The sequence below is a fragment of the Roseovarius sp. EC-HK134 genome (genome assembly GCF_902498815.1).
Classification (GTDB): Bacteria; Pseudomonadota; Alphaproteobacteria; order Rhodobacterales; family Rhodobacteraceae; genus Roseovarius; species Roseovarius mucosus_A.
The window spans coordinates 1,658,506-1,672,016 of sequence record NZ_LR701544.1 but is presented as its reverse complement, the minus strand read 5'-3'; the positions used below and the strand labels follow the sequence as shown (position 1 = coordinate 1,672,016).

General features: G+C 54.2%; 8 protein-coding genes and 1 pseudogene. 3 read left to right on the top strand and 6 right to left on the bottom strand.

Annotation, left to right across the window (positions count from 1 at the left end; genetic code table 11):
* Nucleotides 1–8 precede the first annotated feature (8 nt).
* The 3 genes and pseudogenes from GC127_RS11975 to GC127_RS11965 all read left to right on the top strand — a co-directional run.
* A complete protein-coding gene (locus GC127_RS11975) occupies nt 9–1,343 on the top strand; it encodes an HlyD family type I secretion periplasmic adaptor subunit (protein ID WP_151978286.1) in 1,335 nt (444 codons plus the stop codon).
* 97 nt (nt 1,344–1,440) lie between these two features.
* Nucleotides 1,441–2,925, top strand: a complete 1,485-nt coding sequence (locus tag GC127_RS11970) for a sensor histidine kinase (RefSeq protein WP_151978284.1) — start codon at nt 1,441–1,443, stop codon at nt 2,923–2,925.
* 217 nt (nt 2,926–3,142) lie between these two features.
* Nucleotides 3,143–3,346, top strand: a pseudogene (locus tag GC127_RS11965) (integrase core domain-containing protein); the annotation flags it as partial.
* Between the two features lie 255 nt (nt 3,347–3,601).
* Here GC127_RS11965 and GC127_RS11960 read toward each other — a convergent pair.
* The 6 genes from GC127_RS11960 to GC127_RS11935 all read right to left on the bottom strand — a co-directional run bounded on the left by GC127_RS11960 (nt 3,602) and on the right by GC127_RS11935 (nt 13,313).
* Entirely contained in the window at nt 3,602–4,207 is a 606-nt protein-coding gene (locus tag GC127_RS11960; protein ID WP_151978282.1) for a peptidoglycan-binding protein, read from the bottom strand.
* 88 nt (nt 4,208–4,295) lie between these two features.
* On the bottom strand, nt 4,296–9,563 hold the full coding sequence (locus GC127_RS11955; protein WP_151978280.1) for an S-layer family protein: 5,268 nt from the start codon (nt 9,561–9,563) through the stop codon (nt 4,296–4,298).
* A 116-nt stretch (nt 9,564–9,679) separates the two neighbouring features.
* Nucleotides 9,680–10,573, bottom strand: a complete 894-nt coding sequence (locus GC127_RS11950; protein ID WP_151978279.1) for a CsgG/HfaB family protein — start codon at nt 10,571–10,573, stop codon at nt 9,680–9,682.
* A 17-nt stretch (nt 10,574–10,590) separates the two neighbouring features.
* A complete protein-coding gene (locus tag GC127_RS11945) occupies nt 10,591–11,214 on the bottom strand; it encodes a hypothetical protein (RefSeq protein WP_151978277.1) in 624 nt (207 codons plus the stop codon).
* 787 nt (nt 11,215–12,001) lie between these two features.
* Complete coding sequence (locus GC127_RS11940; protein ID WP_151978275.1) at nt 12,002–12,217, bottom strand: hypothetical protein; 216 nt, start codon at nt 12,215–12,217, stop codon at nt 12,002–12,004.
* 475 nt (nt 12,218–12,692) lie between these two features.
* Nucleotides 12,693–13,313, bottom strand: coding sequence for a hypothetical protein (locus tag GC127_RS11935; protein ID WP_151978273.1), 621 nt, complete (start codon nt 13,311–13,313; stop codon nt 12,693–12,695).
* Nucleotides 13,314–13,511: the final 198 nt, after the last annotated feature.

The window sequence follows — 13,511 nt, the reverse complement described above, 5'->3', positions numbered from 1 at the left end:
TTTCAGCAATGGAGCCTGCGCTCATGACATTCGCATCGACATTTGAACACGATACAGGTCGCAGCCCCCAAGACGAATTCGGGGTCATGCGTCAACTTCTGATGGCTGGCGTTCTTGGTCTCGCGCTTATCGGAGGTTTTGGCGGTTGGGCCGTTTACGCCCAACTCAATTCGGCCGTGATCGGACGCGGCGCAATCAAGGTGGATCGGGAGCTTCGGCTGGCACAGCACCTCGAAGGTGGGATGCTTGCGGAAATCCTGGTAAAGCCCGGGGACCGCGTTGCTGCGGGCGACATCATGATGCGCCTTGATACGGTTGAATTGGAAACTGCCATCGCCGTACGGCGTGCTCAGCTTGCGGATATGTCAGCGCAGGCCGCACGATTTGCCGCTGAACGCGATGGTCTTATCATGATTGATAGCGGTTCAGAACCGCAAGACGCCATGACCCAAGAGCTGTTCGCCAGCGAGGCACTGCTGTTGCGGCAATCGCAACAAGAACGCGCGACCACGCGGGCGGCGCTCGGACTTCGCCGTGAACGACTGCAGCACGAGACGGCTGGTCTGGTGTCGCGCCAAGCCTCAATTGGTAGCCAGCTTTCTCTCGCACAAGTCGAGCTGGAGCGTACCCGCACTCTGGTCGAGCGCGGCTCTTTTGCGCCAAGCCAGTTAATGCAGATCGAAAGTGAAACCCTCCGGTTAGCGGGCGAACAGAGTGAGATCGCCTCTTTGATTGCGCAGAATAGCGCGCAAGTTGAAGAGATCACGCTAGAAATCGACCGAATCCAAAGCACGGCCGCGCTCGAAGCACATCGCAGCCTGCGCGAGATCGAGCCACGCCTCATGGAGCTGCGGCAGGAAATAACCGCGCTGGAAACGCGCTTGTCTCGTAGTGTGATCCGCGCGCCAGAGGCCGGAATCGTGAACGAGGTGCCCGTCAACACCGTGGGTCAGATCATTGCGCCCGGGGAAACCGTGGTAAAACTGGTCCCGGAAGGTGCAGACTTGGTGATCGAGTTCCAGATCAGCCCAACCGATATTGACCAGATCACCATCGGACAAGAAGCACGATTGAAATTCTTGTCTTTTAATCAGCGGACCACGCCAGAGATTCTCGGCATTGTCACGCATGTGGGCGCCGCCAGCCAGTTAGACCCAAACAGCCGGGCGGAATACTTTCTCGCTCAGGCCCTGCCCGTCAAGAATGACGCCTTGCCCGAAGGAACGGCGCTCATGCCGGGGATGCCCGTCGAGGTCTACGTCAAAACCGCCTCGCGAACACCGGCCGACTTCTTCCTTCAACCAATCCGTGACAGTTTTCGCCGCGCAATGACCGAAGAATGACACCAAGAGGAGGCTCTTTGCTCCTCACGACACGGCACGAAACTTGGTGACGGAATTCGTTGATTACCATAGGCTTCGGGATAAGGAGAAACGAGTAATGAGTTTCCGGACCATGGTAAACACAACAGACATTCTTTCTAGTCAGGGCTTTCCTGCAAAAATTTGGCAATTCCTTCGCCATATTTGGAGCGGTCTTTCCCTGCTGACCCAGTTCATGATCCTTGTAGCGGTTACAGTGCTCTTTATCTCGGCGATCTCGAACAAGGCTATAAAACAGATCGCAGCCACAAGCCTCATTGAAAGCTCTCTCGAAGTCGAACAGGCAATGGCAAGAAGCCTTGTCTTGCCGGTGCTTGGCCAACAGCCCCTTGTCGGTGATCTTGAGAACGAGGTGGAGACGATGCTTCGGAATGTCGTCACCAGGCATCTCAATCCGCACTATATCAACAAGATCAAGCTTTGGGGTGTAGACGGTCGGCTCCTGTTCGACTCGGACCAAGAATATGTCGCAGCCGACACGCTAGATCCCACGGTTCAGCGCGTTCTGGAAGGCGAAACCGTTATTGTCTCCAACGATACCGAACTTCACGAAAACATCACGAATAACGTCAGTGGCGACCTTGTTTATGAGGTATACATGCCGCTGCTGTCTCTGGATGGCAAGCTGATCGCCGTTCTCGAGGCCTATTGTAGCTCTGACCTATTGGCGTCGCGTATTCAGGCGACACTCAAGAAAATCGATCAGATGCGGTTTGGCGTGTTGTTTTTAGGTATGCTGCTTCTGGCCGCTTTGGTTTTCTATGCTCAAAAGCATATCCAGCGCCAAGAAAATCAGCTGCTGGCCAGCATGCGTGCCACTGAAAATCTCGCACAGAGAAACCGCGAATTGCTAAAGCAATCCGAAGATATTCGCCGCCGGTCCTCTGAGGCCAATGAGCATCTCCTCAACCATATCGGCGCAGAATTGCATGATGGGCCAATTCAGCTTCTGTCCATTGCCGCTCTTTATCGTGGGCAGGCGGACATAGAGAGGCAGGACAACCCTCTTCAAGAAAAAGCCCAGCACCTCTTTCAGAAAGCGCTGCAAGAATTGCGCAATATCTCCATCGGTCTGATTTTGCCCGAACTTGAGGATGCATCGTTGTGCGAAGCCGTGTGCAAGGCTGTCGAAGCTGTCAAACAGGATTGGGACATGACGATCGAGTTGGAAATATCTCCAACCGATTGTCATCTTCCGTTGCCACAACTGGTGGTCGCTTACCGCGTTGTCTACGAGGCGTTGAACAACGCCTGGAAACATGGGACCAGTTCGGCCAGCAAGGTGACACTGTCTATCAGCAGTCGTCAGTTCGATATCAAAGTTTTCAACCTCGTCACGCCAAGCGCCTGTCAGGTAGCGAATGAAGCGCCCGAAATACGAAAATTCCCGTATTACAGCGTGGGTATGATCGGAATGCAAAAACGTGTGCAGGGGATCGGCGGCATTTTACGAGTTGTAGAGACTGATGGCGGAGTGCTTGTCCATGTGACGGCTCCGATCCTGGAACCTGACGCATCAGAGACAGATCTAGGCGGCACCTGAGCGAGAGCGGCACAGGTCATTTCTAGAGGGCCGGGGCGTTTGGGGTTGTTTTCTTCCTTATTTTTCATGTGCTTGCGTCGAGCTCAGGCTGGATCAAATAGTCCCGCCCGTGGCTGTCCCGTGTGACGATGCCCCCAACTTTTATCCAGCGTCAGCGAGACTCCGACCTTGAGTTTTGCCCCTGTGAACGGGTTGTGCAACGTGGTCTGGCGTTTGGCTATGGTGAACCCTGAAATACGAGTGCGTTTACCTTCACGCCTGGGAGACCGGATCAGAAGCGAAGGCGGGCATCCGCAAATGGATGACCTTCTACAACCACCAACACCCACACTCGGCCCTTGGCGGTAGACCACCCGCCGTGCTCTATTGGCTGAGAAAAGACAAAACCCAACCCGATAAGCAGGTGCAAAGAGTAGCTTAATTTACGCCAGATACTGTCCAACCGATGGGGAGTAGCTCAGACGCCTGCAAATCTTAATCGCTTGTGCCCCCCTCGGATGGGTCAATTGGTTCGACCACAGAGGCCTGCATGGCCCGATAAGAAACATCGCGCCAGAAAAGGCTGAAGCGAACGTCTATGCACAGCATTTCAACGCGACGCTAAAAACGCTTTCGCAAAGCCACGCCCCTCTCTTTGGATGGACGTGGCCAAAGGCTATCTGCGGTGTTTGCCCGATTATTGTAGCTTTTGCGCCAAGAAGAATAGCGTCACGATATCGGGCAGCCCATTGGGCGATAGTCCAGACGCCTCTTGCCAGCGTTCCAAAGCCATTGCTGTTTGAGGACCAAATTTTCCGTCCGCCGCTGCAGCATCCAGATGGTCGTTCGCGACGAGAAAGTCCTGAACAATGCGCAAGGTCGCCTCGTTCAGATCAACGGACTGATCGTTGTAGGTCAGTGTCACAATCGAGCTTTCCGTCGAAAGTTTCAGTGTCGCGAAATTCTGGACAATTGCGCTGATGACCCCCTCGAGTGACTGATCAAGATTGTTCGCACAGATGCTTTGAGTCAAACTGACAAGCGCATAGTGAGATTTGACCGGAACAATATCGTAAACACTGTCCGAACTGCGGTTTTGAGCAGTGATGTAACCTGAAATCCACTCAGCGAGTTGCCCGCGAGCCTGAGCCGCCGCGTCTCCTTGGAGAACAGCTATAATAGTTTTGCAATCTCTTGCTCCCCAACCATAGACCGCAAAGTTTCCCTCGTCTGTTGCCGCAAAGCTGGGTAGCACAGACATACTTAGGGTGAACGCGGCTATCAAGGCTTTGATCTTATTCATTTTTCGCCAGACCTTTTCTGTGCTGTTGAGTGTATTGTTGAACAATAAAAAGCCCCCGCTCTAGCGGGGGCTTTCTAGGTGATTTGGGTTAGCGTGTAGCGCGCGTAACCGTGCTGTTTGCGAAGTTACCAACAGCAGTCGCAGAGATCGTGTTGCCAGACACACCGACCGATGCTGTCTCAAAGCCGCCAGCAGCAAACGTACCAATCGTTGCTCCGAGAACAGACGATGTCACGCTGCCAGAGTTAAGCTGGCCATTGAAGATTGCAGCACTTGCATCGTTCCCACTGCCGTTGAGCGAGGCGAGAGTGACGCGGTTCGTTGCAACGTTGCCAAATGCAGTCGCATTAACAGAGTTCCCAGCCACCGCAGCAGACGCAGAATTGAGCGCATCGCCCGATCCCGAAGTTGCGTTGATTGCATAGGACGCATTGGAAGACGTTGCGTTGATCGCCGCAGCCTGAACCTGCTCGTTGAACACGCCGAATGATGCGTTCAACACGCCATCATCAGGCGACAGATTGGCAGATAGCGATGCAGGGCTCACGCCAGACGTAACATTTGTGCCTTCCGCCGTCAGGACGTTTTCAACGACGTTACCACGAGCGAGGGCAAGCGTGCTGTTGTTCTCGACCATTGCAGAGCCGCTGTTCATAGCGTCGGCACTGTTACCTCCGTTCAACGAGATCGCAGTGTTCGTCGAAGCCTCAGCCGTCACAGCCCCAGCAGCATCATTCAATTGGAAGTTGCCAATCAAGCCTGTTGCGTCTGCAGTCGTTGTCGAGGCTCCTCCGAGACTGATGCTGCTGTTCAGCACAATATTGGCCGAGGCGCGTGCTTCAGTCGTGTTGCCGGTAACTGACAGCGTGCTTCCCGAAGCAACCGCGCCATCAAGCAGCCCGGGACCAGTGCCCTCAACAACGGAACCACCAATAGAAACGGAATTGACGTTGTTGATGGACTCGATCGCCGCACTGTTCGTTTGACGGCTCAGCAGCAGATTGCCTGCGTCAGCCGTCAACACGTCTGCAGTATCCGAGTCAATGGACGCATTGACTGCACCACCTGACACGACATTGGTCCCTGCCGCAGTCAGACTGTTCTGGGCTTGGTTCCCAACTGCATTCGACGCGCTTGCATTGCCTGACAGCGTGATACTGGACGACACAACACCATTCGGATCAAGACCACCGGTTGCATCGAAGGTGACCGCGATAGCAGATCCCCCAGTCGCTGTAACCGCTCCTGTGTTGTCCTGAGAATTCGCAAGCGCAGCAGTGCCGTCAACATTCGCCGAATTCTCTCCGACCGCGACAGAATTGACGACGTTGTTGGCCAGAGCAGTTGCCGAAGAGACATTGTTCGTCAGCGACAAGGTAGAACCGCTGATGACGTCACCAGACGCGTTGCTCAGGTCCACTTCGACACGCGATTGGGTCGTCGTTGCAACCACTTCAGCCGCATTGTCCTGTACAGAGCCCAGAACAAAAGCAGCGTCCACGGTCTCGATGAGGCCCACTGTACTGTCGAACTCAAACGACGCATCCGTCCCGGCACCTGCCGCAATATTTGCCCCATCCACGATCAACGTGTTGGTCATAACATTGCTGCGCGCCAGAGCTGTTGTGCTGTTGCCGTCAAGCGAAAGGCTGCTTGTTTGCAAAGGCACAGTGGATGTGTTCGTCAGAGCGATGGCTACGTCTTGGTTCACGGTAGCCGATACCAGAGGCGCGGTCACCGACTGCTCATTGAGCAACGCGGCGGTCCGATCCATGTTGGCAGTATCAGCATCGCCCATCACCAAACGGTTTCCGGTCAGGTTTCCGGAAATTGTACCAGCAGAGTTGCCAGTCGCCTGCGCAGTGGTTGCGTTCCGGCTGATCGAAACCGACGTGTCGATGACATCGTTTCCGCCAGAACGTGTTGCATCCTGATTGAAAACATCCGTTGTTGCCGAAGCGGTCACCGATGCAGTCAGGACTTGCTCTGACGACAGAACGGCGTTGCCATCGGCACTACGGGTGCCCGTGGTATCAAGAGCCGCATCAACGGCGCCGCTTGAGGTCGCATTCGTGACGTCCAACGTGCTGGAGTTTGCGACGACGTTGCCGTTTGCAACCGACTGGTTGCGGTTGCCCTCAATAAGAAGCGTCGAGTTCGTCGCGCCCACGTTGGCCAGCACATCGAGATCCGATGACGTGGAGACAGTGCCAGACGAGACCTGAAGGCTTGCCAAGGCGGTATCCGCGTCAGTACTTGTCGCCGTCAACTCGACACTGTTCGTTCCGCGGTTTGCGGTCGCAAAGGACTGTTGCAGGTTGTTCGAGACCGTTTGTGTCGAGTTTGTGATGTCTCCGATGCCAAAGTTATCATCCCCTTCTGCGATGATACCAAATGTCCCGGCTACGTCGGATTCAAGCGTGGCCGATGCACCCTGATAATTCACGGCAGACAGATCAGAGTTACTTGTGGTTACGACAGACGTTGTTGTCACCTCGCTCGCCGTAGCGGACAGGCCGCTCACAGTGGTCGCATTGGCCGTGGCGCTGCTGGTGCCGATGTTACCGGAAACCTCACCAACGATCGCATTGCCGGATACCGAGACAGTCGAACCCTCAATGGTGCCCCCGCCAAATCCGTCGACTTCCACGATGACACCGGCGTTGTTGAGTTCACCGGCTTGCGAAGCGCCAACGAACCCATTGAATGCGAGAGTGTCGTCAGCAGTTCCAAAGAGCGCATCAGTCCCGTTTGCCGCCGTAACGTTCAGCGTGCCAGCAGTATTGATCGTGGTGCCACCGACAAAGTCAGCGGTGGTGCTGGTGATGTTCTGGAATCCTGCAGTCACCAAGGTTGCCTGCTCTTCAGCGGTCAATGGCGCCACGAAGGTGAACGTCACGGTAGACCCATTGTTGGTAATAAGGCTACCCGCAACATTGAGCGCAGTGGTTTGCGTGCCAGCAGTGTTTGTCGACGTGAAGGCTGGAATTGCATCCTGCCCAAGCACCCCGATTTCAGCAGACACCGTGCCCGAAGCGTCCTGCGTGTTCGCAACAATCCCCGAAGCACTGATGAGTGCAGTCTCGTCAGTGCCCAACTGAACAGCATTCGTTGCGTGGTTTGCAGTCGCAACAGCACTCAGAACGTTGCCATCCGAAACAACGGTCGAGCTGGGCTCAATATCATCACCAAAGTCCGTGAGGATCGTGTTGGACGTGACGCCGGTAGAGTCAACTTGGCTTGCCAGGATATCCGCCGAAGACGACTGTTCTGACGCAGCGATGAATGAACCCGTTGCGGCGATGTCGTTCTGGCCCGCAACCGGCGCAGCTTCGCTGCCCGAGGTGATTGTGGTGCCATCAACCAGAACAGTATTGGCCACAGCGACGTTTCCGGATGCCGTTGCATCAACGCGGTTATTCGAGGTCGAAACCGTAGAATCGAACGAGTCAGACCCAATTTGTGTTAAAATCGGAACGCCGCCAGCCCCGACGTTGCGGGCGGTCACATCGGTGGCACCATCAAGCGTCTGTTCATTCGCCAATGCAGCCACAACACCTGTTCCGGTGCCCGAGATGGTTCCGGTCAGAGCATTGAACGACAACGAAATCGCGTTATCCGCGCGGTTCGCTGTTGCAGAGGCCGAAACTGTGTTCGAGTCCGTGCGCACCGTCGACGAAGTCGCGTCTTCGGCCAAGAAAGTCGAGATCTGGTTGTTCGCTGAATTTGCGCTGATGACAGATGCGGAAACGTCCTGGTCGTTTGTTAGAACCTGCCCTCCAATCACAAATGGCTGAAACGCGCCAGGATTGGTATCTACCGTACCTGCGTTCGAAGAAACTGACAGATTGTTGGTGCCGGAAGTGGTCACAAGGCGGTTTGTTGCCGTCGCACCCGTCACATTGGCATCGATCTGGTTGTTGGTCGTCAGGACAGACGTTGCCGTGACCGAGTAGTCCTCATCGTTAACACGATTGGTGATACGGTTGCCAGAGGTGTCTGCAGTCAATTCCCCATTGATAACCTGCACGGATGCAACTGCCCCCGCCGCGCTCATCTCGGCTCCGGATGTCAAAGATAGGGTGTTCGCAGTTTGAAGACCTGTCGTTGCGGCAGATTGATTATTCCCATCTACCTCAAGGGTGGAGTTCACGACAGAATCAGTATTCGATACGCTGATCCCAATCTCGTCATTGTTTACAAAGGAGTTAACATCGCTGCTGCCAAGGGTCTGAACATTGGCCACTACAGCATCGGCATCAGCCGCCAATTGGACGCTGGGTGCCCCACCTCCGTCGCCAACCGTCGCGGCGAGACCCTCGCCGGTGATGCTGCTTGCATTCAAGGACAGGGACTGCGTGCTCGAGCTGCCGGTTGCAGAAGCAGTTTGCGAGTTTGCGTTCAAAGAAACGGTGCTGTTTGCCACGTTACCCGTGTTGACGACAACATCAGAAGTATCTGAAGCAGCCTGAATGTTAGCTCCAAGCAAACCTTGTAGGTTCGCGACCGCTGTAGACGCGGTGATTTCAGCGGTCGTGTCACTCGACACGATGCTGTTCGCAGCAGAATTTCCGGTGGCGGACGCTGCCTGATCACTGTTCGCGATGGTCACGGTCGCCCCATCGAGCGCTTCGACCGCCGTATTGGTCGAGGCACCCTGCACCGAACCATAGATCGTGGCGGAATCAACTTCTTGCGCAGAACTGACCAGCAGGTCAGCATCGGTCGCGCTCTGTGGGTTGGTGGCAAGCAATGCGTCAATTCGCACATTGGCCTGTGCGTCTGTTGCCTGAACAAGATCAAGACCGCTCGCGACTTCGATGGTCGAGGTGCCGCTGTTTCCGGTCGCCGTCGCCGTGATGTCGTTGTTGTCCTGGATAGCGGCCCCCGTCAGGGTCCGAATTCCACCATCTTCGTTTGCAATCAGAATAGAGTTGGTGTCACCCGTCGAAGTGGCGAATACGCTCGCTTCGACCGACTGGAGCGTGGCCATTGCGGCAGTGTCACCCGCGGTGGAGGGCGCAAATTCTAAATCCGCAGCCGCAGTCGAAATGTTACCCGACGCGGAGGCGGACAACAGGTTATTCGTGGCAGGCGCAACGCCCGTTATGATATCGTTTACAAGGTCGTCGCGTGTCAGATTGATATTGACGTTCGTGCCAATCAAAGAACCAGTGACGCCCGCCGTAAGCCTCTGATCGTTCCCGCCGGTCAAAGTTGCGGAAGCTGCAATTGTTTCATTTACTCCAATATTGAGATCCGCGCTCGCTTGGGCGAGGGCCGTGGTCGGATTGAATGCGATCAGCAAAGCCGCTGTCGCGGTCGAACTAAAAAGCCTTATCTGGGCCGTTTTCATACTTTTCTCCTGTTGAGGTGATTTTCGTGACATCAACACGGCGGCATACCTGTCGCCCAATCAGACGATGATCGCGCCGCGCACTCTTTAACTTCACAACTATTGCGACTAACCGATCACATGGTCTGCCCAATCGGAGGGGGTGACTGATCGCAATTTTCTGCTGGAACGCCTGTTACCGTCGGCACGATTTCAAGAAGGGCACTTTCGATCGCCATTCTTACTGCAAGGTGCAGTGGCTCTTGGTTCTTTGCGCCAGAATTCACGTCCCATAGCGTGTCATCGAAGAAGCGAAAGATATCGGCTCCCACTTCATATCCCGTGATCTGCTTCTGGATGGATACGGTGTCATGCACGCGTAGCGATTGGCTCCCGACGATGCGCAGGTCGAGACCAACATTCATCGTGTAAATCCGCGCTTTGGCACCGATGCCGCTTATACCAAGCTCTGCGCCGCCAGACTGAATGTTGAAATTCAGCTCTGTGATCCCCCCCACGATGAAGTAATCAGACTGCAAAACGCTGCCACCGTAATAGGGCATCCAAGGGACTTGATTGGTTTCGCCGGTTTGTTGGTCGACAGTCTCGTGCTGACCGCCGTTCCCAAGCTGCCGGTTGGCAAGATAGGCAAGCTCTGCATCAGCGATCTGAGTATCAAATCTCTCATACAGAGAAATGCCCGGCACCAGATGCCCCAAGGCTGTATAGGCCATAAGCGCACCGCCCTGAGTTACGAGATATCCCTCAAGATCGCTTTGCTTGCCAGTGTAGTCTCGAATATTTCCAACCGCGATTGCCACAGGCTTTGAGTTGCCAGATTTGAGCTGTTCGCCGTAGCACACGAGCTGCTTTGTGAAAGGAGTGACATTCGAAGTTGGCTTCGATGACAGAAGCAGCGGGACGTCTCCGTCATTCAACGCCTCGCGACGTATATCGTTCGGTACTGCCGCACAGGCCGCCACCGTGCACAGGGATACGATTGCACTGAAGCGCATTATTCTACGGGTCATTAAACTGCTCTTTTTCGTTAGTTCAGGGGGCCACTGCTCGGGGCATTAACGGTGCCGGTTACAGAAGACCCCTCCATGTTGCAGGCGGTGCTGCCATCGACTCCGGCGGTCTGCGAACCGGAGTTATCTTGAGTGTTGTTCAATGCCTGATCCGTGACACCGTTCGCCACGTCTCCGAAACTGTTTTCAATGCTGCTGTTTCCGATCGTTGCGACAACTTCACCAGAGTTCGTCTGATCACTCGTCTGTGTTGTCGAACCGCTGCTAGACGGGTCATCTGCTGCAGTGCCTGAATCGGTATTGCCAATACCCTCAGCAGATATGGAAGGGGTTCCATTCGACTCGGTGTTCGGTCCTGCCTGCCCGTTGTCGGCTATATTTCCGGTTGCATTGGCATTATTGTTGCAGTTTATCTGCGAGCCGATGTTGGTTTCATTGTGAATGTTCGTTGTGAACCCGTCGTAAAATCCGCCCTTTTTTCTTTCAATCAGATCGAGCACCACCGCTTTGTTCGCACGGTCCGTGGTCGTCTGAAATTGCCAAGGCCGATTTTCCAGATAGCCATTTGCGAGTGCTAGAATAGGCGCACATGCCGCCACCCCCGCGAGCGCCCCCGTTCTTAAAAGTTCCAACTTGATCATCGAGCCCTCGCACAAGTTTTATTTCTCCATACCCATGGAGAAATTTTGGCATCAGTGTTTTGCATCAGCGCCGGCCGCACCCCTTTCAGGATGCCGCAAAAAGAGAGCTAAGGCACTAATATAAAATGATTTTTATTGAACTTTCGGAAAGGGCTAGCCGGATCTTATGCCGCTGTCCTTACCAATATGTCGGCCTTTGGTACCGTTATGGCATTCTTGACCCCTCGTGGGACCGTAGCTGGCATCAAAAGGTGGTACGCGCCCCGCCATTCAAGCGAAAAAGAACCTTACGATAGCCAATCGGCTTGCGCCAAGATGGGGGTACTTCTCAGTTTGGTCGACTGGGGGCCTTGGTGCTGAGGGCTATCAGTTCGTTAAAGCACCAATTGATCACGGCATCCCACGCCATTGTTTATCTTAGAACGCTCGTCGGGGTGGTCCCCGGACCATTTGGAAGACAAATCAGTGAAACGGCTGTCACCGGGTTCAGATACTTCGCGATCCCAGAGGCTTGAGCCCCGAGGAGAATCTATGAAATGGATTGCGAGTTGCTGATGTGATCGGAAGGCTGGGGCGTGGCGCGCATTCCTGAACCGGGTGCACGCACAGGGCAGAGTCACCACCCAGGCCCTGAGCACGCCGGTGGGGCTGGATCACATCGCGCGGGTGCAAGCCATGCCAAAGCAAGCAATCGCCCACAACCGGCGAAAGACCGTTAGACATCGAACTAACCGCAGGAAAACGCTGCCGTCAGTCAGCCAGGTTTTGCCAGTGGATCAACCCTAGCTTATCTGACATGCCGTTTTGCGTTAAAGTCCTGAAGGAGGATCTTCGCCTCTTCTCTGAGGTGAATAACCAAGCCATCCATTTCGTTAAGAGCAGTTTCGTCTATCGAACGCGGAAGAACAATTTCGTCTATTTTTATAATGGTTTTTAACAGGTTTTCTAAGCCGAGAGAAAACTTCTGATACTCATCGTAGCTTAATTTAACGTGGTCACTCATTGATGTATCTCCGATCAAAACCGACCTCTACTATCGACGAGGGCAAACCAAACACATGCCCAAACGGTACAAAAGGTCGCAGTCTGGATTTTGAGTAGATCACATTGTAACATGATCTCGAATGCTCATTCGTATAGGTTTGGTGAAAATCCTTTAGGCTTTGAAAGGCTGATAGGCAGCATTCATGAGGCCCGAGTGCAAGCGTGCAGGCATGCCAGTTTGCACACATTCGGCTTTCGAATAATTGCCTAAACTCTCGCACTTTCGGCAGTCGATAACAGTCTCCAAAAAGGAGCTATAAGTCGACCAACCCAACTCAGCTAAAGAGAAAGTTGCAGCGCCAGATTTGCGGCTTGGGGCAATTGTGCAATCTGACGCTGCAATAACGAGCATTGGCTACTGGAACCCCAACACCCGTGTCCACGTTTTGATGCCCCGTCCAAATCTCTAGGAAACAAGGATCAAAAGCCAAACGCTACCTACCATTGATGGCAATGTCAGATGCGACTTCGATCGCCAAGCCCAGCGTGTGCTGAGAGACCGGGCTCTGCAGGGAAACATCCCAGTTATCACTCCAAGACAAATCGAAATCGTTGACCCGAAAATCCCTAGACAGGACAATCATCGGCACCTCTTCACACATCTCGCGCGCAGTTTTTGCGAAACGTTGGAAAGAAGACTGCTCACCCCCAAAACTGTCTTTATCGATGATAATCAGACCAGCCTCGGTCGCGTAACGAAACAGCCACTCATGATAGAATGTGGTGTTCCTTGGGACCATGACACGCAAATCAAACATGCCTTCTAACCAGCGTTCAACGTTTTGCGTGTTGAAACAGGGCTGTGCGAAAAACAGAACTTGGCGGGTAACAAAAGCGCCCTCAGGTGCCATTTCCTTTGCTCCCTTTGGTATTGTGCCGTGCTCTGCGTGACCTTCGCGAAGCTCGCATTCATGAAAGAGCCGCTGCTCAAGTTTCTGATCTAAAGCATCTCGGAAACTAAATATTTGCGCGCCGTCAGAGGCAGAGCCAACCTTGACCCGATGCCGGGCGCGCCCGAAATCACGAGAAAAAGGGGCAGCTGTTTGCTTATTCATCGCAATCATCCTCAAGCACGGAGTGGGTAACACCGACCCGGATGATGACGCAGGGCGCTGCCTTCAGGTAGATAACTTTAGGATCAAAAGACGTGCAATTCGGCACCATTGGCGCAAAAGCGCGGGGCATGACCATGCTTACGCGCCTTTTTCCGCAGCGATGCATCATGGCGCACCCAGAGAGCGAGGGCCCACCTT

What these genes read in the sequence shown, in the direction of transcription:
- GC127_RS11975 (WP_151978286.1), top strand. Translation starts at nt 9, where the DNA reads ATGGAGCCTGCGCTCATGACATTCGCATCGACATTTGAACACGATACA.
- GC127_RS11970 (WP_151978284.1), top strand. Translation starts at nt 1,441, where the DNA reads ATGAGTTTCCGGACCATGGTAAACACAACAGACATTCTTTCTAGTCAG.
- GC127_RS11960 (WP_151978282.1), bottom strand. Translation starts at nt 4,207, where the DNA reads ATGAATAAGATCAAAGCCTTGATAGCCGCGTTCACCCTAAGTATGTCT.
- GC127_RS11955 (WP_151978280.1), bottom strand. Translation starts at nt 9,563, where the DNA reads ATGAAAACGGCCCAGATAAGGCTTTTTAGTTCGACCGCGACAGCGGCT.
- GC127_RS11950 (WP_151978279.1), bottom strand. Translation starts at nt 10,573, where the DNA reads ATGACCCGTAGAATAATGCGCTTCAGTGCAATCGTATCCCTGTGCACG.
- GC127_RS11945 (WP_151978277.1), bottom strand. Translation starts at nt 11,214, where the DNA reads ATGATCAAGTTGGAACTTTTAAGAACGGGGGCGCTCGCGGGGGTGGCG.
- GC127_RS11940 (WP_151978275.1), bottom strand. Translation starts at nt 12,217, where the DNA reads ATGAGTGACCACGTTAAATTAAGCTACGATGAGTATCAGAAGTTTTCT.
- GC127_RS11935 (WP_151978273.1), bottom strand. Translation starts at nt 13,313, where the DNA reads ATGAATAAGCAAACAGCTGCCCCTTTTTCTCGTGATTTCGGGCGCGCC.